Source organism: Nocardioides sp. NPDC087217, from assembly GCF_044744805.1.
Taxonomy (GTDB): domain Bacteria; phylum Actinomycetota; class Actinomycetes; order Propionibacteriales; family Nocardioidaceae; genus Nocardioides.
This window is the reverse complement of sequence record NZ_JBIUZB010000001.1, coordinates 202405-223529: the sequence shown is the minus strand read 5'-3', so window position 1 is coordinate 223529 and position 21125 is coordinate 202405. Positions and strand designations below refer to the sequence as shown.

The window sequence follows — 21125 nt, the reverse complement described above, 5'->3', positions numbered from 1 at the left end:
TCCGATGCAGTCTGCGCCGGAGGCACGGCAGGATGTACGACATGATCAAAGTCGAAGGACTGACGAGGGTCTATGGGACCTTCACCGCGGTCGACGACGTGTCGTTCACCGCCGAGGCCGGCAAAGTCACCGGCTTCCTCGGCCCGAACGGCGCGGGCAAGTCGACCTCCATGCGCATCATGGTCGGACTGACCAACCCCACCAAGGGTCGGGCAACGATCAACGGCAGCCTCTATGCCGACCTCCCCAACCCGGGCCGCCACGTCGGCGTGCTGCTGGACGCCAGCGCCCAGCACGACGGCCGCACCGGCCGAGAGGTGCTCACGCTCGCCGCGATGACGATGGGCCTGCCCAAGTCGCGCGTCGACGAGATGCTCGAGCTGGTCTCGCTGACGCCGTCGGAGGCGAAGCGCCGGATCAAGAACTACTCGCTGGGCATGAAGCAGCGTCTCGGCATTGCGCACGCGCTGATCGGTGACCCCAAGGTGCTGATCCTGGACGAGCCGGCCAACGGCCTGGACCCTGCGGGTATCCGCTGGATGCGTGGCCTGCTGAAGGAGTACGCCGACCGCGGCGGCACCGTCCTGCTCTCCTCCCACCTGCTGCACGAGGTCGAGCAGATCGCCGACGAGCTGATCCTCATCGGCAACGGTCGCATCGTGGCCGAGGGCACCAAGGACGCCATCCTCGCCGGCCAGGGCACCGCCGGCCAGGCGCTGGTCACCTCCCTGGACAACGAGGCGCTCACCGTCGCGCTCAAGGCCAAGGGCTACAGCGTCGAGCCGATCGGCACCGGCATGCGGGTCTCCGCCGCCCCGGCGGAGGTGGGCAAGGCCGCTCTGGAGGCCAACGTCGTGCTCACCGACCTGCGTGACGGCGGCGCCGGGCTCGAGGACATCTTCCTGCAGCTCACCGCCGATACCCAGCGCGAGAGCACCACCCAGATCCACGCCGAAGGAGTCTCCGCATGAGCGCCGTATCCGTAGCGCCGTCGACCCCGTTGCCGACGGCCACCAAGGTGCCTTTCGGCCGCCTGGTGCTGGTCGAGTGGCGCAAGATGACCGACACGCGTGCCGGCCGGGTCATGCTGATGATCACCGGTGGTCTGATCGCCCTGGTCGCGGGAATCATCCTGCTCGTCACCGCACTGTCCGACATGGCAGCGCTGCCCGCATCGACCTGGATGAGCGCCCTTTCCTTCCCGGTGTCGCTCCTGGTGCCGGTGCTGGCGATCATGATCGTGACCCAGGAGTGGGGTCAGCGCACCCACATGGTCACCTTCACCCTCGAGCCCAGCCGGCTCAAGGTCGTCTTCGCGAAGCTCGTCGCGGTCTTCGTCCTCGGCATCGTGACCATGGCCATCGCGGTCGGCATCGGTGCGATCGGGACGGTGGCGGGAGCGGCGATCGCCGGATCGGACGCGAACTGGAACGTGACCGGTGAGGCGCTCGCGTGGACCCTGGCGACGCAGGTCCTCTACCTGCTCATGGGCTTCGGGTTCGCGATGCTGCTGCTCAACACCCCGGCCGCGCTGGTCATCTACTACGGCTACACGCTGATCCTGGAGGCGTCCGTCTTCAGCGCCCTCTACTTCATCTTCGACTGGGCTCAGAACCTCTTCCCGTGGATCTCGATGCAGGTCGCGATGATGCCCTACATCGCGGAGAACGAGATGAGAGCAGCCGGGCTCGCCGTCGAGGACGGAGCTCTCGGGTACGCCAGGCTGGCCACCTCGATCGCACTGTGGGTCGGGCTGCCGCTGGTGCTCGGCACGATGCGGGTCCTCAAGTCCGAGCTGAAGTAGTTCATCGGACTGTTCGCGACACGACACGCGGGGGTGGGTGCTTCGGCACCCACCCCCGTCACCGTTGTGAGACGTGGGCACCTACCTGCGTTACGCGGCGCTCGGTGACAGCGCCACCGTTGGCCTCGGCGACCCGGTCCGTGAGGGTTGGCGAGGATGGGCGCGGCTTCTCGCCGAGGCTCTGGGACAGACGTACGACATCTCCTTCTGCAACACCGCGGTCATCGGCGCGACCTCGACCGTCGTGGTCGAGCAGCAGCTCGCCGATGCGGTGGCGCACCGGCCCGACGTGGCCTCGCTGATCGTCGGGGTCAACGACGTGATGCGGTCGAGCTGGGACACCGAGCGTCTCCGCAACGACCTGATGACCTGCGCCGACGCGCTCGCGGGCCAGGGTGCGCTGCTGATGACGGCGCGCTTCCACGACCACTCGGTGATGTGGCCGATGCCTGGCTGGATGAAGCGGTCGATCCAGCGGCGTACGGCCGATCTCAACGCCATCTGGGACGAGGTCCATGCCACCTACGGGGGCCTGCGGCTGGACCTGGGTGCGGTTCCCGACCTGCACGAGCGAAGGTTCTGGGCCGCCGACCGGCTGCACCCCTCCGAGCTCGGCCACCGGCGGATGGCTCGTGCGTTCGGTGAGCAGCTGGTGGCGTACGGCCTCCCCTTCGAGCCTCCGTCGCTGGAGCCTGCCGGCGGGCTGCCGACCACCTGGCGGCAGGACCTGGCCTGGATGGCCGGCGAGGGCGTGCCGTGGATGGGGCGCCGGGCGCGCGATCTGGGGCCGTGGGTCGTACGCCGGGCGTGGGCACGGGAGACCGTTGCATAGGGTGGTCCCGTGACCACACGAGCTGACGGGCGCGCCGACGACGAGCTGCGCCCCATCAAGATCACCCGCAACTGGCTCGACCACGCGGCCGGTTCCGTCCTCATCGAGTTCGGCAAGACCCGTGTCCTGTGCGCCGCCTCGGCCTCCGAGGGCGTGCCGCGCTGGCGCAAGGGCTCCGGGCTGGGCTGGGTGACGGCGGAGTACGCCATGCTGCCCGCGGCCACCCACGAGCGCTCCTCGCGCGAGTCGGTGAAGGGCAAGATCGGCGGACGTACGCACGAGATCTCGCGCCTCATCGGGCGCTCGCTGCGCGCCGTGATCGACTACAAGGCCCTGGGCGAGAACACGATCAACATCGACTGCGACGTGCTGCAGGCCGACGGCGGGACGCGTACGGCAGCCATCACCGGCGCCTATGTCGCGCTGTCCGACGCGGTGGCCTCGCTGGGCGTGCAGAAGGCGCTGACCGGCTCCGTCGCGGCGATCTCGGTCGGGATCATCGACGGTGTGCCGCGCCTCGACCTTCCCTACGAGGAGGACGTGCGCGCCGAGACCGACATGAACATCGTGATGACCGGCGAGGGCAAGTTCGTCGAGGTGCAGGGCACCGCCGAGGGCGTCGCTTTTGACCGTGCCGAGCTCGACGCCCTGCTGGCGCTGGGCGAGAAGGGCTGCGCCGACCTGACCAAGCTGCAGGAGGCCGCACTTGCCGGCTGAGCCGAAGATCCACGTCGCCTCGCGCAACGCCAAGAAGCTGGAGGAGATGTTCCGGATCCTCTCGCCGCTGGTGCCTGGGGTCTCGGTCGTCGGCCTCGACGACGTCACCCACTACGACGAGCCGGTCGAGGACGCGCCGACGTTCGAGGGCAACGCGCTGATCAAGGCCAGGGCCGGTTTCAAGGCCACCGGGCTGCCGACCGTCGCGGACGACTCGGGGCTCTGCGTCGACGCGCTCAACGGGATGCCCGGTGTGCTCTCGGCTCGCTGGGGCGGTCCGCCCAAGTCCGACGCGCGCAACAACGAGCTGCTCCTGGCTCAGCTCTCGGACGTCCCTGACGAGCGCCGCGGCGCCCACTTCGCCTGCGCGATCGCCTTCGTCTGGGACGGTGGCGAGATCGTGGTCGAGGGCCGCATGGACGGCCGGATCATCCGCGAGGTCCGCGGTGACGGCGGCTTCGGCTACGACGTCCTGTTCGTCGCGGTCGACACCGAGGACGGACGTACGTCCGCGGAGCTGTCGATCGAGGAGAAGGACGCCATCTCCCACCGTGGCCGCGCCCTGCGCGAGATCTCCCCGCAGATCGCCTCCGCTCTCGGCTAGGCCTGGGAACCTCATCGCGTGACCACCTTCGACGCTCAGCACCGTCAGCACGCCTACCGGTTCCGGCTCGAGTGGGGGCCGGTGGGCGCCGAGGCGATCGGGCCGGTGGACATCGCCGTCGTGGTGGACGTGCTCTCGTTCACCACGACGCTGACGGTCGCCGTCGAGCGCGGGATCGAGGTGTTCCCGTTCCGATGGCGGGACGACCGGGCGGAGGCGTACGCACGTGAGCGTGACGCTGTGCTCGCGGTGCAGCGCCAGGACGCGGTGCCCGGCCGGCCCTCGCTCTCGCCCGCCTCGCTGCACCGGGCCGAGGGCGTCCGGCGGCTCGTGCTGCCCTCGCCCAACGGCTCGACGATCAGCAGTCTGCTCGCCGACGGCGGTGCCACGGTCGTTGGTGCCTCGCTCCGCAACCGCACCGCGGTCGCCGAGTGGCTCGCTCCTCGCTGCGCCGAGGGCGCGAGCGTCGCCTTCATCGCGTCGGGGGAGCGCTGGCCGGACGGCACGCTCCGCCCCGCGGTCGAGGACCTCTGGGGTGCCGGGGCGGTGCTGGCCGCTCTCGACCCGAGCGACCCCTCGCCCGAGGCAGCGATGGCGCGCGACGCGTTCCGCGCGGCCGATCTTCCGGACGCGCTCCATGCCTGCGCGGGCGGCCGGGAGCTGACCGCGAAGGGCTATGCGGACGACGTGGTCGTGGCCTCCGAGCTGGACAGCTCGTCGGTGGTTCCGCTCCTGCGCGGCAGGTCGTTCGTGTCGGCCGCAGACCGGCTCACTGATCCGTGCTGAGCCGGCCCTCCAGGCCGATCTGCCAGTCGAAGAGCCCCTGCTCCACGAGCAGCGTGAGCAGGGCCTTGTCCAGCCCGGTCGCGATCGCGACGCCGATGAGCACCAGGACGACCCCGAGCACCTTGTGGAAGGCGCCCTCGGGGTCGATCGCCCACCTGAGCCTGGCGATCAGCGCCCGTCCGCCCGCCATGACCGCGGCCAGTAGGAGCGTCAGGCCCGCGACGTACGCGAGCAGGTAGCCGAGGCCGCGCAGCGGCTCAGCCGGGAGGATGGCCGCCACGATCAAGGCGTACGTCGGGCTGCAGGCGCTGAAGACCGGCCCCATGCTCGCGCCCAGGAGGATGTCGCCGCCGATCCCGCGACGGGTGCTCGCCCGGGCCAGACGCTCCTGGGCGCGCGAACCGAGCCCGAGCCGGAGCGCCACCGCGTCCCACAGCCGCGGCCAGATCATCACGACCCCGAAGAGCGCCACGATCACACTGGAGACGACGCTCCAGAACATCGGCGGTACGTCGATCAGCAGCGTCGTCGACTTGAGCGCGATGCTGAACACGATGATCGAGACCCCGAGCGCGGCCACCGCGACCCATGGCCGCCGTTCACCGGTCCCGCGGGAGAGGATCACGGGTACGAACGCCACCACGCACGGGGCGAGCACCGAGAGCGCCCCGGCGAGGAACGACGCGAGCAGCAGCGTCACTGAGTGTTCTCGAGGATGGCGTCGACCGACTTGTCCTGGCCGTAGCCGGACCAGAGCTTGACCGTCTTGCCGGCGGGGTCGACGCGTACGAAGGTCGACTGGATCGTCACCCCGTGCTGCTTGCGCAGGTCGGTCGCGGAGTCGTAGTCGACCTTCAGGATCTGGGCCCGGTCAGGCACCTCGCCGCTCTTGATCGCCTCCTCGAACCCGCGGCACTCGGGGCACCAGGGCGCGTGGAAGAAGAGGATCGTGTCGGTGTAGCACTCGTCGGCGACGGCCGCCTCGGTGTAGTCGGCATAGCGTCCCGTTGCCTCGCAGGAGGGGGACGAGTCGTTCCCGGCGGCGGGCGAGGTGGGCGGCGTGCTCGCGCTCGCGGTGGGCGATGCGGAGTCATCGACGGTCTCCGCCGAGCCGCAGCCGACGGTCACCGCGCAGAGGATGGTCAACAGGGCCAGGATTCGGGTGCTCACGGGCATGGGTTCGGAGCGTACGTCTCCCCGGACTGGTGTGTGCATCGACCTCACTGAAGAGCGGCGGTCAGGCGCAGCACGTTGTCGACGTACGCCGCGACCTTCGGCCGCGCGAGCCACTCCTCGAGCAGCAGCTCGCGCGAGATGGCCCGGTAGCTGTCCTCGACCTTCCGCAGCTGTGCCACCGGGTCGCCGTCGAAGAGCATCAGCGAGACCTCGTAGTTGAGGGCGAAGGAGCGCATGTCCATGTTGCTCGAGCCGAGCACGGCGACCTCGTCGTCGATGCTGAAGTGCTTGGAGTGCAGGACGGCGGGCTTGGGGTAGAGGTAGATGCGGACACCAGCCTCGAGCAGCGCCTCGTAGTAGGAGCGCTGGGCGTGGAAGACCATGAACTGGTCCTTGCCCTCGCTGACGAACAGCTCCACCGCGACGCCTCGCCGGGCGGCGGTGGTGACGGCGTAGAGGAGCGACTCGTCGGGCACGAAGTAGGGGCTCGTGATCGAGATCCGCGACTTGGCAGCGTAGATCAGCGAGGTGAAGGCGCGCAGATTGTTCTCGGCATCGATGCCCGGCCCGCTCGGCACGATCTGGCCGGTGACGTCGCCGACGGGCTCGCCGGACACCGAGACCGATGACGAGACCGCGAGCTCGGATCGCAGCAGCTCGCCGGTCTCGGTGTCCCAGTCGCTGGCGAACACGACGTTGAGTGCGGCGACCAACGGTCCCTCGATCCGGGCGGTCAGCTCGACCCATTCCCGACCCGCCTTGTGGTTCTTCGGCTTGTTGTAGCCGGGCTCGATCAGGTTCTGCGAGCCGGTGAAGGCGACCCGGCCGTCGACGACCAGCAGCTTGCGGTGGTTGCGTAGGTCGGGGCGGCGGATCTGGCCGCGGAGGGGGTCGATCGGCAGCAACGGGCGCCAGTCGATGTCGGAGGCGTCGAGCCGCTTGACCAGCTGACGCCATACCGGGATGCCGCGGGAGCCCAGATGGTCGAGGAGGAGCCGGACGCCCACGCCCCGCGCCGTCGCCCGGTCGAGGGCGTCGAAGAACGGCTCGGTCATGTGGTCGCAGGCGGTGATGTAGAACTGCACGTGCACGTAGTGCTCGGCCTGCTCGACCGCCGCCGTCATCGCCTCGATCGAGCCGCGGTAGTCGGCGATGAGCTCGACCCGGTTCCCCGGCGTGGCGGGCAACGAGCCGAGCCGCTCGTTGAGCTCGATCATGGTCGCGTCGACCTGCGAGAGCGAGTCCGGGTATGGCGGCCTCGGCAGCCCCGCGACGTACCGGGTGACCTCCTCGTTGAGCGCCCGCTGCCGCTCGTGACGCCGCCGGTCGAGTCGGGTCTGACCGAGCAGCAGGTAGCCGATAAGGCCGATTCCCGGGATGAAGAAGATGGCCAGCAGCCACGCCATCGCACTGCTCGGACGCCGGTTCTTCGGCACCACCCCGAGCGCGATGACCTTGACCAGCAGGTCGATGATGTAGATCGAGGTCCCCATGACCCCCGCCACTGTCATGCGCATCAGCATGCACCACCGCCACTCGTGTGGGAATCTTCTGACATGGTTCGACTCTTCCCCGCCGCCCGCCGTGCCATCGCCGCCGAGGAGGCCTCGCCGCCGGTCTGGGAGGTCGACGTCGCCGCCCAGCGCGACCAGGCCCGCAAGCTGGCCGCGGCCGAGGCGAAGGAGGAGGTCGCGGAGGTCACCGGCATCGACGCCGACGGGGTTCCGTGCCGGCTCTACACCCCCGAGGACGTACGCGAGGGGGTGATCGTCCACCTCCACGGCGGTGGCTTCGTCTTCAACGACGTCGAGGTCCACGACGCCGCGTGCCGGCGGCTGGCCAACCGGAGTGGGCTGCGGGTGCTGTCGGTCGACTACCGCAGGCCTCCGGAGCACCCCTATCCCGCGGCTCCCGATGATGTCGACACGGTCGTCAAGTGGCTGGGCAACGACCAGCTGCTGAGCACGTTGCCGGCGTACGTCCACGGCGACAGCGCCGGCGGCAACCTCGCTCTCGTCGCGGCTCTGCGCAACCCGGGTGTCTTCGGCGCGATGGTGCTCGTCTACCCATTCCTCGACCCGTCGATGAGCACCCCGGGCTACGCGATGGAGGACGGCTGGAACGAGGAGGCGGCCTGGTACTGGAAGCAGTACGCCTCGACCGAGGCCGATCTCCGAAATCCCGACCTCGGCCCGTATCTCGCCTCTGACCAGGAGCTTCGTGGCCTGCCGCCGACGCTGATCGTCAGCGCCGAGGGCGACATCCTCACCGACGAGAACGAGGACTTCGCGCTCCGGTTGGCCGACCTCGGCGTCGAGGTGGTCGCCTTCCGTGCCGTCGGCCAGATCCACGGCTTCTGGCGCCACGGCCAGACCTTCCCGGCCGCGGAATCGGTGATGGCGATGACCGCTGCCTTCTTGAATCAGCACAGCTTGAACCAGCACAGGCTACGAGGTCGCCGGTGACTGAGCCTTACGACGTCACCGAGACCCGGGCTGCTTACGACACCGTCTCCAAGGCGTACGCCGAGATCGTCGACCCGACGATGACCGAGACCTCGTTCGACACCGGTGTGCTCGACACGTTCGTCAGCTACGTACGCAAGGACGGTGGCGGGCTGGTCGGCGACATCGGCTGTGGGCCCGGGCGGGTGACGGCCTATCTGGCAGAGCGGGGGATCGACGTCTTCGGGGTCGACCTGTCGACGGGCATGATCGCGCAGGCCAAGGAGCGGCATCCGGCGCTCCGGTTCGAGGTCGGCGACATGGCCCGTCTCCCGCTCCGCGACGGTGAGCTCGCCGGGGTGCTGGCCTGGTACTCGCTCATCCACACCCCGCCCGCGCGCCGGCCCGATGTCATCGCCGAGCTCGCCCGGGTCACCCGCCGCGGCGGCCGGTTCGTGACCGCTTTCCAGGTCGGGGACGAGCACGTACGCCACATCGGCGCCTACGGCCACGACGTCACCTTCGACGGCTACCGGCTCCCGGTCGAGGCGACCAGCGCCCTGCTCGAGGAGGCGGGTTTCGAGGTCACCGCGACCGTGGTGCGCTCCGCCGAGGACTGGGAGCGGACGCCGCAGGCGTATCTCGTCGCGCGCCGTCGCTGACGACCGATAGGTTGCGCCCATGACGCAGCAGCCGTACCACGTCCCTCGCTTCTTCCTCCGCCAGAAGGTGACGCCCTTCGCCAACAAGTACGTCGCTCAGGCCGCCAATGCCGACGGCTCGGAGGGGCAGGTGCTCGCCTTCGCGCAGCAGAAGCGGCTGGCGTTCAAGGAGCAGGTGACGTTCTACGCCGACGAGTCGAAGTCGCAGGCCGTCTTCGCGTTCAAGGCCCGTGCGGTGATGGACCTCAACGCCGGCTACGACGTCACCGACCCGAGCGGTGCGGCGCTGGGGTTCTTCCGCAAGGACTTCGGCAAGAGCCTGCTGCGATCGACCTTCCAGGTGGAGGGTCCGGGCTACTCCGGCACCGGTCAGGAGCGCAACCAGGTCATCGCCATCCTGCGCCGCTTCACCGAGCTCGACTTCCTGCCGATCCACTTCGACTACGTGTCCTCCGAGGGCCAGCCGCTGATCTCGATCGAGCGCCGCTTCGCCTTCCGTGACAAGTACACGGTCACCGTCCACGACCCGCGCGTCGACTTCCGGGTCGCCGCTGCCCTCGCGGTCGCGATGGACGCGCTGATGCAGCGCTGAGCCGTTCGGCTCAGGGTCCGTCCGCCGCCGCCAGGTGCGGGCGGACCAGGTCCAGCAGCAGCTGGTGGGTGGCCGCGTCGGCCGCGGCGATCATCCCGCGGCCGGTGTGGATCGGGTCGCCGTTGAGGTCGGTGACGACGCAGCCGGCGGCCTGGCACAGCGCGATGCCGGCGGTGAAGTGGACGCTCCCCTCGAGGTGGCCGTCGGTGACGTACGCCGCCCGCCGCCCGGCCGCCACCCAGGCGACCGCGAGGGTGGAGGACATCACCCGCGGGCCGAACTGGGCCCGCAGGCGCGGGTCGGCGACGAGCTGCCCGCCGACGAACGGCCGGTCGAGCGGGCCGTCGCACTGGATGTCGACGAGCCGGGTGCGCGGGCTCGGGGCCAGGACGGTGTCGCCGCCGCCCTGGCGCAACCAGGCGGAGGTCGCGTCGGTCCAGAAGATCTCTTCGCTGATCGGATCCGCCGAGACCGCCGTCTCGATGCCGTCGGGTGTCACGAGCGCGACGTTCACTGCGGCGAGCGGGGTCTGGGCGGCGTAGTTGAGGGTCCCGCAGAGCGGGTCGACCAACCATCGCCGCTCGCTGTCCCCGCTGCGCCCGGTCTCCTCGCCCTCGAAGGCGTCCTCCGGCCGGTACGTCGCGATCGTCTCGCGGATCGCCTTCTCCGAGGCGATGTCCGCCTCGGTCGCGCTGTTGTTGTTTTCTTGGCGAGTCGGGGACTTGTCGAAGTGGCTCAGGTCGGTGCCGTACATCTCTCTGACGACCGCCGCACCTGCCGTAGCGGCCGCGATCGCGACGGCTTGGTCCGGGAACGCCGCCCGGAAGGCGTCGATCGCCGGATCCGGTTGCTGCTCCGGCTCGTCGCCGATGAACACCGCCACGACCTCTGCCTCGGGATCCTCGTCCAGGCTGGGCAGGATCGTGTCGCGCCAGCTCCATAGGTTGGGATGGTCATAGTCGACGTACGCCTCCGCGGGCGAGATCAGCTCGATCGCCCGCTCGAGGTCTTCTCGGGACAGTCTGTACGCCGCGGTGCCGCTCTTGTGTCCGACGACTGTTGCGATCACCACGGCCGGGAGGCGGTGGCCGTAGGCGTTGACCAGGGGGAAATGCTCTGGCCTGTGGTCGGGTGCTGTCGATGGGCGGAGGCCTACGCCGTGGGCGTTCGGGGGCTTCCAGCCTTCGATCGCTGATTCGAACCTTGATCGTGCCGCGAGGATCTCGTCCATCGTCGTCCAGTGGTCCACGGTGGGGGAATCTATCGGGGGGCTTGTCTTTCGGAGACTGCTTTTCGGCTGTTCTTCGGGGTTGGGGTGGGCCGCCGACCCGTTCTTGGAGGGTCTTCTCGACGAACCCCGGAGTCAAGGACGGCCTGCGGCCGCCGGCTTCGCCGGCCGCTTCGCGGTCCTTGACACCGGCGCCCGTCGAGAAAAGATTTGGCTGGCTATCGGGGCGGCGGCCCGGGTGTGGCGCGGAGAGATGCTTACGGGTATGGGCTGGCGTTGAGAGGTTTGAGGGTGGCCCTTCGGGCCACTTACCATCCACAGGAACGAGGGCGTTCGCTCACCGCGAAAACAGTGCTTGACCAGGGAAAATAAGTGGCTCCAGGGCGAGTGAAGGCGTAGAATCACACACATCACAGCACACCTCCGAGGAGAGGACAGCGATGAGTCTCGGCCGCTCGATCGACCCCTGGGGCGCCAACCCCGGCGACGCGATCAACGCTGCCCTGGCCGCCATCGAGACCGCCCTCCAAGACCTGCTGACCACCGATCCCGCCTATTGGCGCACGAGCCAGAAGAAAGACCTCCTCGAGCGGCTGGAGAAGCTCCAGGCCCAGCAAGCCGCATTGAAGCTGCGGGTGCTCGCGACGGCCGGCGACATCGCCGAGGAGACCGGTGCCAAGGACGCGTCTGGGTGGATGCGGACCGAACTACTCGTCGACAAGGCTGTGGCTCGCTCCCAGGTGAAGCTCGCAGCGGCGGTCACCAAGTACGACCTCGTCGCCAACGGCCTCGCCGAAGGTGTGGTGTCCCAGGACAAAGCAAGGGTGATCACCCAGGCGCTCGACAAGATCGAGGCCGACCCCATCGCCAGCGCCGAGGACCTGGTGTTGGCGGAGAAGCTCCTCGTTGACTACGCCACGCGGCTGACCGCGAACGAACTCCGCATCGTCGGACGACGGATCCTGCGTGAGATCGACCCGGCCCGGTTCGAGGACGCCGAAGCCAAAGCCCTCCTCGCCGAGGAAGAACGCGCCCACCAGAAGACCGCGCTACGGGTGTGGGACAACCACGACGGCACCATCGGGTTCGACGGCGTCCTGCCGACCTCGATGGGGATGCGGTTCAAGCGGCTGGTGGAGGCCTACGCCCAGCCCCGTAAGCAGCAGTTGGTCGGCAAGGGTGCTCCGTTGCCGCTGTGGGAACGACTGATGGGCCAAGGCTTCGCCCGGCTGCTGGAGACCGTCGACCCGGCCGCGCTACCCCGTCACGGTGGCGACGCCACGGTGGTCAACGTGGTGATCAGTCTCGAGGAGCTCCGTAAGGACCTCGGCATCGCCACCCTGGGCTATGACGAGACCAACGGCGCCACCATCTCCGCGGCCGAGGCACGGAGGATGGCGTGCAACGCCACCATCATCCCCTGGGTCCTCGGCGGCGACAGCGAGGTCCTCGACGCCGGTCGGGGCAGCAGGTTCTTCCAGCCCATCCAACGCAAAGCGATGCGGCTCCAGCACAAGTGCTGCCAGGCCGAAGGCTGCGACATGCCACCCGAGTGGTGCGACGCCCACCACCTCGACCCCTGGGCTACTGGCGGCAAGACAGACCTCAAAGACGGTGCGTTGTTGTGTCCGCATCATCATCGCCTGGCGCACAATGCGGCGTACGTTCATGAGCGGCTACCGGACGGCACCATCCGGTTCACCCGCCGCCCGTGACCGGCTGGGCGAGAAACACCACCGGGCCTGCCCTTCGGGCCTGACGGCTCCAACCATCGACCGGTCTCAGCTCTTGCTGAAACCGTCCGTCCCGGTGCCCACATGAGCGTTCCAGCCACCCTTGCTCGACTCCACGCCCGCCGCTCCCCACCGGCGAGGACACTTCCCCACCGCAGTGGAGGTTCCCCACGCTCCGGAGCATGGGGAACCTCCGCACCCGTGGGGAACTCTCCCGATCGGTGGGGAACTCGCGACCCTGCCGGCACCGAATCCGACCCCGGTCAAGAACAACGGCTCGCTTGTGAACGATTCACAAGATCGCGCCCACTGCCGTAGGCACCCACGAGGCACGACCCGCCGACGCACGACCAGTCACAGCCCCCAAGCCCGTGCCCAAACTGAATCCGCTGCGCCACACCCTCGCCGCCGACCCGATACAGGCCAAGTCTTTCTCGATCGCGTACCGGGTCAAGGATCGCCGAAGGCGACCGGCGAAGCCGGCGGGCGAAGCCCGTCCTTGACGCGGTGTGTGATCGAGAAACAATCGAACCAAGGGTCGGCGGCGAACCTCGAGACGAAACCACGGCCACCTCCAGCGCGGCGAACCGAAGCCAAACCAGAACTCAACGGCGAAGCCAGCAGAAGAAGCGCCCCTTGACTCCGGGCCGACATCGAGAACACCATCGATAGCAGGGTCGGCGGCCACCAGATTCGAAGCATCCCCGACCCGATCGAGGCCCGATGACGCGCCGTACGTGTCCGAGATCACGTCCCCAGGCAACCCCTAAACGAGAACACGTTCTAGTATTGAGCGTGGAACCCACGCACGACCTCGTAACCACCTGGTGGAACGGATTCGGAGGGTTACACGACCCCCTTTAGGCTTGCCTTAGTACATCCACGGAAGGTTGAACTCCCTTATGCGTGACATCCGCGTTGCGATCGTCGGTGCCGGTCCGGCCGGCATCTACGCTGCCGACATCCTCACGAAGGAGCACCCTGGTGCGCGCGTCGACGTCATCGAGCGCCTGCCTGCTCCCTACGGCCTGGTTCGCTACGGCGTGGCTCCTGACCACCCGCGAATCAAGGAGATCATCAAGGCTCTGAAGCGCGTCCTGAACCAGGACAGCATCCGCTTCATCGGCAACGTCGACTTCGGCACCGACCTCAAGCTCGACGACCTGCACCGGTTCTACGACGCCGTCATCTTCGCCACCGGCGCGATGGCCGACCGAGAGCTCGACATCCCGGGGATCGACCTGCCCCAGTCCTACGGCGCGGCCGACTTCGTCAGCTGGTACGCCGGACACCCCGACGTCTCCCGCGAGTGGCCCCTCGACGCCGAGGAGGTCGCCGTCCTCGGCGCCGGTAACGTCGCGCTCGACGTCGCCCGCATGCTGGCCAAGCCCGCCGACGAGCAGCTGGTCACCGAGATCTCCGACAACGTCTACCAGGGCCTGAAGAAGAACCCGGCCAAGACGATCCACGTCTACGCCCGCCGCGGCCCGGCGCACATCAAGTTCAGCCCGATGGAACTGCGCGAGCTCTCCCACTCCCCGTCGGTCGACGTCGTCGTCGAGGAGGAGGGCTTCGAGATCGACGAGGCCGGCGAGAAGGCGATCCAGAGCCACAAGGCGACCAAGCTCGTGGCCGACATCCTCCTGAAGTACATGGAGGCGCCCGCCGGCGACAAGCCCCACAAGATCGTCATCCACATGATGCAGAACCCCGTCGAGATCCTCGGCGAGGACGGTCAGGTGGTCGCGCTGCGCAGCGAGAAGACCGAATACAACGGCGACGGCACCGTCACCGGCACCGGCGAGTTCACCGACACCCCGGTCCAGGCCGTCTACCGCGCCGTCGGCTACCTCTCCGAGGCGCTCCCCGACGTGCCCTTCGACAGCGAGAACGGTGTCATCCCCAACGCCGGCGGCCGGGTGCTCGACCTCAACGGCGAGCACATCAACGGGACGTACGTCACCGGGTGGGTCAAGCGCGGACCGGTCGGCCTCATCGGCCACACCAAGTCCGACGCCAAGGAGACCATCGACAACCTCCTCCACGACCTCGACAAGCTCCAGCCCGCCGAGCTCGGCTCGCCCGCGGCGGTCCTCGAGCACCTGTCCGGCAAGGGCGTCGAGTTCACCACCATCGAGGGCTGGGAGAAGCTCGACAACCACGAGCGCTCGCTCGGCGAGGCCCAGGGCCGCGAGCGGATCAAGGTCGTCCCCCGCGACAAGATGATCCAGATCTCCAACGCCTGACACAGAGTTCGTACGCCGCTGGGCCGGTCATCCACTCGGATGATCGGCCCAGCGCCACATTCCCCTCAGCGTCAGGGGATGCTGATCCGCCGCTCGACGGCGATCGAGCTGTCTCTTCCCGGGCCACCGAATCCGCTGTCTTGACCGGGTCCTCCGAAGAGCACATCTGCTCCGCCGTCACCGTAAAGCTTGTCGGCGCCAGCCTCACCGTAGACTCTGTCGTTCCCAGCCCCACCGCGGAGCGTGTCATTCCCGCCATCGCCGTGGAGTTCGTCAGCGCCGGCACCACCCAAGACGACGTCGTATCCGACACCTCCTCTGATCACGTCGTTGCCGCCGTTTCCGTGAACGCGATCGTTGCCAGCTCCTCCGGTGATCACTTCTGAAACTGGACCGCCTACGAGGACATCGAGCCCGGAACCACCGATAAGACGTTCGAAAGCACTGATCAGGTCGGTACCAGCACCGCCGGTGTTCTGGGCGCTGGTCAGGCCCATGGACACCGAGAGCGGCCTGGAGATACTCGCGTAGGAAAGGGTGTCGACGCCACTGCCTCCGTACACCTTGTCGTTCCCTGCGCCAGGCAGAATGACATCGTTGCCCGAGTTTCCGCGCAGGAGATTCGCACCCGAGTCACCGCTCAACGTGTCCGAGTATTTGCTGCCAGCCAGATTCTCGACCCCAGTCATGACATCAGTACCTGCCCCGCCCGTGGCTCGAGTCGGCGACACCTTGACGCTCGCGGAAGCGGACGCGTACGACGCAGTATCGGTCCCGTTTCCTCCCTGCAATCGGTCATTGCCGCCTGAACCGGTGAGCGTGTCGTTTCCTGCTCCTCCATCAATCACGTTGGTTCCGGGTGTACCCGTCAGACTGTCGGCATGGGCGCTTCCGGCCACATTTTCAACCGAGGCGATGGTGTCCCATCCTGCTCCCACGGTGTCCTGACGAGCGGTTGTCGAAAGATTCACGCGGACACCTGCCGATGCCGTCCCGTATGTGACCAGGTCCGTTCCACCACCGCCGACGATCCGATCCGCCCCCGCGCCCCCGTCGATGTGGTCGTTGCCGTCTCCACCGGAGATCATGTCGTCGCCTCCACCCGCTGTGATGACATTGGCGCCGTACGACCCAGTGATGGCGTCCGCGAACCGCGAGCCGATGACGTTGTCGATTCCTGAGGCAATGCCCTCACCGAGCGTGCCTTTCATCAGGTCCGTTGCGATACCTGCGGAGGACTCGCTGTACGAAACGGTGTCGATCGCGTCGTCGTAGCTGTAAGAGCCGTCGTCGTGACCGTAGACAACGTCTACGCCACCGGCCGGATGGATCACGTCCGGACCATGGCGGCCCATGATCTCGTTGTCGCCGGAGTCGCCGAAAAGTGTGTCTGCGTAACGAGAACCCACAAGGCGCTCTGCCCCTCTGAGGATGTCGTTTCCAGAGGCCTGTGTCCCCGGGACGCTGAGCCCACCCAGCCCGACCCTGACCCCTGCAGCGGCATCGTCGTACGACACCGCGTCGTGGCCAGTCCCGCCATCAACGACATCGTTGCCCGAGCCCGGATAGAGGGTGTCGTCACTCGCTCCGGCGACCAGTGTGTCGTTGCCACCCTTGCCGTGGATCTCGTCACCGTGCCCGCCGAGCGAGCTGTCGTCGTAGCCGAGTCCATCGATGACGTTCGGCCCGTCACTTCCGGTGAGGTTATCCAACCCGGGCGATCCGATGAGGTTCTCGAAGTCCCGGATCGTTTGGGTCTCGTGCGCCGCGCCGTCGAATCTCCTCACGACCTGAGGACCGGTGACGGCCAGTGAGACGTCAATGCCCATCGCGTAGCCCCGGGGAAATTCTCTGTTGGCGTAGGACAGCGTGTCGGTTCCTCCGCCACCGTCGGCAACCATGTCGCCATTCGGCAGGATCACGTCATCGCCAGCCTCACCAGCAAGACTCTGCCCGTAGCCGCCGACGAGCACATCATCGTGGCCGGAGCCCTTGACCCACTCGACCGCGCCGGTGGTGACAGGCGTTTCACTGAGGTCGACTCCTGTTGACCATGCAGCGAAGGAGATCACGTCGTCGCCCGGGCCCCCGTAGAACTCGTCCTCCAACCCAGCCACCGGAAAGGTGTCACCCCCGCCACCGCCGGACAGGCGGTTCGTGCGACCCGGAGGCGCGCTCAGGACGTCGTCGTGCGCGGAGCCGTCCACGTTCTCGAAGTCGATGATCGTGTCGTTCCCGGATCCCCCCGAGGCCAACCCGGCACCCAGGTCAACGTGGACGCCTGCGTCAGAACCCGCGAAGGTCACCCTGTCAGGTTCTTTGCCCTCCGGCTCTGGCCCACCGTCGACCACATCGTTGCCATCACCCGGGTTGACGAGGTCGCCGCCATCGAGAGTTTGAACGTGGTCATCGCCGGAGCCGGCATAGATCGCGTCGTAGCCATCCGTCGCCCGGATCAAGTCAGCTCCACCGGTCCCTTCGAAGGCGATTCCGTCCTCGCGCCACCGGCTCGACCCTTCCGCGGACAGAAAGAGGTCCACGTAGGCGGTGCCGATCTCCTTCACCGTTGGCGACTCCGCGGCGAAATCGGCCTCAACCGGTGTCGAAAGGTCGCTGTAGTTGACCGTCACCGACCGCACGCCCGACGACAGATGCACGACGTCAGCGCCAGGGCCCGGGCGGAGGTATGCCAACCCGCCTTCAAGGTGGAGTTGGTCGTCTCCTGCTCCGCCGTCAGCAACGAAGTCTGAATGGATCTGATCGTCGCCATCGCCTCCGATCGCCGTGGTGGCACCGGTGATGCGATCGTTCCCCCCTCCACCACATACGGTGTCCGCACCCAACCCGGAGTCGATCACGTCATCGCCGGGCGTCCCCCAGATCACGTCGCTCGCTTCACGGTCGGGGTCTGGGTGCTCAGCCGCGGTGAGGTCGATGGTCACGGGTTCGCCCCCGCAGGACAACGGTTCCTCAGCCACCGCTCGCGACGATGCCGTACCGATCGTGATGCCAGCCATGAGAATGCTGCCGGCGACGTACGCCATCGGATGGATACGCATATTGGAACCTCAGAATCTGGTGCGAGAAGTCGCTCGGTGGGTCGAGCGATCGTCAGGACTACTTTCTGCCGGACGGCAGGCTGGTCACGATCTCCGATGGCTGGAACAAGCCGTCGGCGACGGGCGACTGGTCAACTCCCGGAGGTCAGCCGCAGAATCTGGGTGGTGTTCGACGACACCGACTTCGACCGCTCCTCTGATGTGATCGCCTCCAACTGCGCCGAGGAGTTGCTGTCCGGTACTGCAAAGGAGAATTCCATGGTCGTCGCGCCACTAGGTACGACAATGCTTGCTTGGTCCGGAACCAGGACACTCTCGAAGAAGGTCACGATGCGATCGTGATCGGAGGGCCCGGCGAAACGAAGCTGACCGGTCGCGAACTGTCCTGCGGCCACTTCAGCCGGAAGTTCGATGCCGATCAGAGCCGGCTCGAGCGTGACCGCGAGCCGCCGTGTGACCACGCCGTCCGTGACGACGACCGCAACCTCGGTGGTCGTGCCGACCGATCCGACGCATGGTGCGAAGTCCGCCACCGTGTGTCCGGCAGCAATGTCGACCGTCTCGACGCTGCATCCAGGGAATGAGGGCTCGGTGGTGACGCTCAACTGCTTACCTGCAGGACCTGCCTGATGGTCGAGCTTGATCCTGAACCCGCCTGCCTTCCAGGCTTCGGTCGGCGGAGAGACCGCAGTGACTGGCGGCGTGGCGATGCTGAAAACGTCGCCGTTGCGGAAGTCTCGTTTCACCGGGATCTGGACCGTGACGCTGGACGTCCCAAGGGTGAAAGTCACCTTCGCGACGGTGTCCTCGTCGGGGCTCTCGAAACGCCATGGCCCCTTCGACTGATACAACCAGTAGCCTTTGGCTAAAGGAAAGGTCGCCGGGATGTCAGAGGCCGTGGTCGAGGCGATCTTGATCGCTGATCCGTCCAGCGCACCTTCGGTCAGGGAGAAGCTGAATCGGTAGGTGTTGGCCTCCCACCCGTCAGCGGAGAAGGTCACACCAGCGATACCAGGGTCCAGGACGAGCGACCGGCTCGCCGAACCGACCGCCGACGACACCTTGACGGTGGGAGACGCGGCCATTGAGCTGGCTTCCTTGGCCGAGATCTTCACCGCGAAGCCGACCGATCGTGACTTCGCAGGCACCGTAACGGTAGCCGGTACGGAGAGGCGGCCGTCGTTCGTGCTCAGCTTGAGCTCGACCGGTGACACGGTCTCGCATCCCAGCACAATCGAGCCGTTGACCGTACTGGCAGCGTTGGCAGGGGCCGGCAGGTTGATCGTGGGAACGCACCGCGCCCTGGTGAATGTCCTCGATTTCTGCCGTCCACCGTGGCGGGCTGTGACGGTGCTGGTGCCGGTGCTGCTCGGGATGCTCGTCGTGACTCTGAATGTGGCGCTCTGCTTGTTGCGGCCGACGGTCACGCTGCTGGGCACCCCGACGCCCGAGGTAGCGCGTAGCCAGACGGTCTTGGCACTGGCCGGCAGACAGGTGAGTGTCACCTTGCCGACAGCAGCGGTGCCACCCATGACGCTGGCAGGAGACACACCTACGGACTGTGGATAGCAGGCCGCCGGCTTCCGCACCAAGGCGGCGCTCAGCGTCCGCTGCCGAAAGGTCGCCCGTACCTTCGAGCTCGTCCTGATGGAGGTGAGGCGAGTCGAGACGACGAAGGACTTGGCGCGCGTCCCCCTCGCGACGTACACCGCTGTCGGCGCGGACAGACCGGCACCGGCGCTGATCGCGACCTTCGTCCTCGTACGCACCGAACACGACAATTTCACGGTCGCCCTCGTGCTCCTGCCACCCACGACAGTCGACGCGCTCAGGGTGAGCGACGACAGGCGCGGCGAGCATGCCGCCAACGCCGACTCGGCGGCCACAACGACCGAGAGGGGGACGATCACCGTTACGGCCGCAACAACGGCGGCGACGACAAGGTGCAGAGGCTTCACAGCGACCTACTTCAAGTTCAGGCTCACAACCGACACGGGGAGCGGCGGGAGCCTACTCGATCTGGTGCCCTCCTGGGTATGGTCCCGAAGGTACGTCACCGACTCGTTGAAATGCCGTCAGGACCGCGCGCATTCCACTCGTCAACGCCCGGTACCGGACTGCCAGCGCGCGGCTTCAGCTCGTCCTGGTTCATCTCGCGAGGAAGCGAGCGGTTCCGCTCGATATCCAGGTCGTCGACACTCGGACCGCTGAGCAGGTGCTCGGCAATTGACACCTCGGGCTCAGACATTCGGCGATCGTCATAGGTGCTCACCAGGGCTACTGCCTCCGTCTAGACAGACTAGGCGGCTTACAAGCCGAAGTCCGGGACTGTCGCCCACCCAAAGAAGCGTCAACCAAGGGTTGACGATCTCGGAATCGTCAACTTAAGGTTGACGCATGACGACTCCCCGCGATGCAGACCCCGCCCTCAAGGCCGTACGCCTCGACACCCTGATCGACTCGATCAAGAAGGCTCGGACCGAGCCCCTGGACCAACTGGCCGACGCGATGGTGGTCGGTGAGCACCTGGGCGAGGTGGCCGACCACCTGATCGGGCACTTCGTCGACCAGGCTCGCCGCTCCGGTGCCTCCTGGACCGAGATCGGGACCCGGATGGGGGTGACAAAGCAGGCGGCCCAGAAGAAGTACGTCCCCAAGGCCGGCGAGACGGCGCTCGACCCGAACGCCGGGTTCGCGAAGTTCACCCCGCGCGCTCGCACCGTCGTCGTCGCCGCCCAGGGGGAGGCACGGAAGGCCGCGAACGCGGAGACCGGCGTACCTCACCTGGTGCTCGGTCTCCTCGCCGAGCCGGAGGGCGTCGCGGGCCACGCGATCAGGGCCCAGGACGTCACCCTCGACGCCGTGCGCGCCGCGGCGACGGCCGCCACGCCGGAGCCCTACGGCGAGGTCGGGGAGATGATCCCGTTCACCGCCGACGCCAAGAAGGTGCTCGAGCTGACCTTCCGCGAGGCCCTGCGCCTCGAGCACTCCTACGTCGGCACCGAGCACATCCTGCTCGCTCTGCTCGAGTACGAGGACGGCGCCGGGATCCTCCACGAGGCCGGGATCGAGAAGGCGAGCACCGAGCAGACCATCGCCTCGATCCTGGAATCGCTCCAGGTCGACTTCGCCGCGGCCGATGCCGACGCCCAGCAGTAGGCGACCGAGCGAGGGCTACCTGATCTGAGGGACCGCTGGTACGTGCGAGCAGCACGTACCAGCGGTCCCGATACGTTCCGAAG

General features: G+C 67.5%; 19 protein-coding genes. 12 read left to right on the top strand and 7 right to left on the bottom strand.

Features of this window, described 5'->3' with window-relative positions:
* Window positions 1–41: 41 nt before the first annotated feature.
* From ACIO3S_RS01135 to ACIO3S_RS01110, 6 genes are all read left to right on the top strand, one after another.
* A complete protein-coding gene (locus ACIO3S_RS01135) occupies window positions 42–971 on the top strand; it encodes an ABC transporter ATP-binding protein (RefSeq protein WP_400458606.1) in 930 nt (309 codons plus the stop codon).
* Window positions 968–1804, top strand: a complete 837-nt coding sequence (locus ACIO3S_RS01130; protein WP_400458605.1) for a hypothetical protein — start codon at window positions 968–970, stop codon at window positions 1802–1804. The genes ACIO3S_RS01135 and ACIO3S_RS01130 overlap by 4 nt, the downstream gene beginning before the upstream one ends.
* Before the next feature lie 73 nt (window positions 1805–1877).
* Window positions 1878–2636 (top strand): SGNH/GDSL hydrolase family protein, encoded by a 759-nt coding sequence (locus ACIO3S_RS01125; protein WP_400458603.1) that lies wholly within the window; start codon window positions 1878–1880, stop codon window positions 2634–2636.
* 9 nt (window positions 2637–2645) lie between these two features.
* Window positions 2646–3353 carry a ribonuclease PH gene (gene rph, locus ACIO3S_RS01120; RefSeq protein WP_378839662.1) on the top strand — a complete coding sequence of 236 codons (708 nt, stop codon included), beginning with the start codon at window positions 2646–2648 and terminating at the stop codon, window positions 3351–3353.
* Window positions 3343–3957, top strand: coding sequence for an RdgB/HAM1 family non-canonical purine NTP pyrophosphatase (rdgB, locus tag ACIO3S_RS01115; RefSeq protein WP_400458602.1), 615 nt, complete (start codon window positions 3343–3345; stop codon window positions 3955–3957). The genes rph and rdgB overlap by 11 nt, the downstream gene beginning before the upstream one ends.
* A gap of 18 nt (window positions 3958–3975) precedes the next feature.
* Window positions 3976–4743, top strand: a complete 768-nt coding sequence (locus ACIO3S_RS01110) for a 2-phosphosulfolactate phosphatase (RefSeq protein ID WP_400458601.1) — start codon at window positions 3976–3978, stop codon at window positions 4741–4743.
* On the opposite strand, the gene ACIO3S_RS01105 is transcribed toward ACIO3S_RS01110, so the two are convergent.
* Genes ACIO3S_RS01105 through cls form a run of 3 tightly spaced genes read right to left on the bottom strand, consistent with a single transcriptional unit; the run spans window position 4727 to window position 7436 of the window.
* Complete coding sequence (locus ACIO3S_RS01105; protein ID WP_400458600.1) at window positions 4727–5443, bottom strand: cytochrome c biogenesis CcdA family protein; 717 nt, start codon at window positions 5441–5443, stop codon at window positions 4727–4729. The genes ACIO3S_RS01110 and ACIO3S_RS01105 overlap by 17 nt on opposite strands.
* Window positions 5440–5919: a thioredoxin family protein gene (locus ACIO3S_RS01100; protein ID WP_400458599.1), complete on the bottom strand. Its 480-nt coding sequence runs from the start codon at window positions 5917–5919 to the stop codon at window positions 5440–5442. The genes ACIO3S_RS01105 and ACIO3S_RS01100 overlap by 4 nt, the downstream gene beginning before the upstream one ends.
* Before the next feature lie 44 nt (window positions 5920–5963).
* Entirely contained in the window at window positions 5964–7436 is a 1473-nt protein-coding gene (gene cls / locus ACIO3S_RS01095; RefSeq protein ID WP_400458598.1) for a cardiolipin synthase, read from the bottom strand.
* Between the two features lie 39 nt (window positions 7437–7475).
* Here cls and ACIO3S_RS01090 point away from each other — a divergent pair, with 39 nt between their 5' ends.
* Genes ACIO3S_RS01090 through ACIO3S_RS01080 form a run of 3 tightly spaced genes read left to right on the top strand, consistent with a single transcriptional unit; the run spans window position 7476 to window position 9617 of the window.
* Window positions 7476–8384 (top strand): alpha/beta hydrolase, encoded by a 909-nt coding sequence (locus ACIO3S_RS01090; protein WP_400458597.1) that lies wholly within the window; start codon window positions 7476–7478, stop codon window positions 8382–8384.
* Window positions 8381–9025, top strand: a complete 645-nt coding sequence (locus ACIO3S_RS01085) for a methyltransferase domain-containing protein (RefSeq protein ID WP_400458595.1) — start codon at window positions 8381–8383, stop codon at window positions 9023–9025. The genes ACIO3S_RS01090 and ACIO3S_RS01085 overlap by 4 nt, the downstream gene beginning before the upstream one ends.
* A 19-nt stretch (window positions 9026–9044) precedes the next feature.
* Window positions 9045–9617, top strand: a complete 573-nt coding sequence (locus ACIO3S_RS01080; RefSeq protein ID WP_160024677.1) for a hypothetical protein — start codon at window positions 9045–9047, stop codon at window positions 9615–9617.
* Window positions 9618–9627: 10 nt separating this feature from the next.
* On the opposite strand, the gene ACIO3S_RS01075 is transcribed toward ACIO3S_RS01080, so the two are convergent.
* Entirely contained in the window at window positions 9628–10689 is a 1062-nt protein-coding gene (locus tag ACIO3S_RS01075) for an inositol monophosphatase family protein (RefSeq protein WP_400458593.1), read from the bottom strand.
* 596 nt (window positions 10690–11285) lie between these two features.
* On the opposite strand from ACIO3S_RS01075, the gene ACIO3S_RS01070 reads away from it, so the two are divergent.
* Together ACIO3S_RS01070 and ACIO3S_RS01065 are read left to right on the top strand one after the other, a co-directional pair.
* The gene (locus tag ACIO3S_RS01070) at window positions 11286–12560 is read left to right on the top strand and encodes an HNH endonuclease (RefSeq protein ID WP_400458592.1); all 1275 of its coding nucleotides are present in this window, start codon (window positions 11286–11288) and stop codon (window positions 12558–12560) included.
* A gap of 920 nt (window positions 12561–13480) precedes the next feature.
* Window positions 13481–14824 carry an FAD-dependent oxidoreductase gene (locus ACIO3S_RS01065; RefSeq protein ID WP_400458589.1) on the top strand — a complete coding sequence of 448 codons (1344 nt, stop codon included), beginning with the start codon at window positions 13481–13483 and terminating at the stop codon, window positions 14822–14824.
* A gap of 71 nt (window positions 14825–14895) precedes the next feature.
* Here ACIO3S_RS01065 and ACIO3S_RS01060 read toward each other — a convergent pair whose 3' ends face one another.
* The 3 genes from ACIO3S_RS01060 to ACIO3S_RS01050 form a co-directional block, all read right to left on the bottom strand.
* The gene (locus ACIO3S_RS01060) at window positions 14896–17883 is read right to left on the bottom strand and encodes a calcium-binding protein (RefSeq protein ID WP_400458587.1); all 2988 of its coding nucleotides are present in this window, start codon (window positions 17881–17883) and stop codon (window positions 14896–14898) included.
* A gap of 131 nt (window positions 17884–18014) precedes the next feature.
* On the bottom strand, window positions 18015–19841 hold the full coding sequence (locus ACIO3S_RS01055) for a hypothetical protein (RefSeq protein ID WP_400458586.1): 1827 nt from the start codon (window positions 19839–19841) through the stop codon (window positions 18015–18017).
* A gap of 95 nt (window positions 19842–19936) precedes the next feature.
* Window positions 19937–20155, bottom strand: coding sequence for a hypothetical protein (locus ACIO3S_RS01050; RefSeq protein WP_400458584.1), 219 nt, complete (start codon window positions 20153–20155; stop codon window positions 19937–19939).
* 125 nt (window positions 20156–20280) lie between these two features.
* On the opposite strand from ACIO3S_RS01050, the gene ACIO3S_RS01045 reads away from it, so the two are divergent.
* Window positions 20281–21042 (top strand): Clp protease N-terminal domain-containing protein, encoded by a 762-nt coding sequence (locus ACIO3S_RS01045; RefSeq protein ID WP_400458583.1) that lies wholly within the window; start codon window positions 20281–20283, stop codon window positions 21040–21042.
* Window positions 21043–21125: the final 83 nt, after the last annotated feature.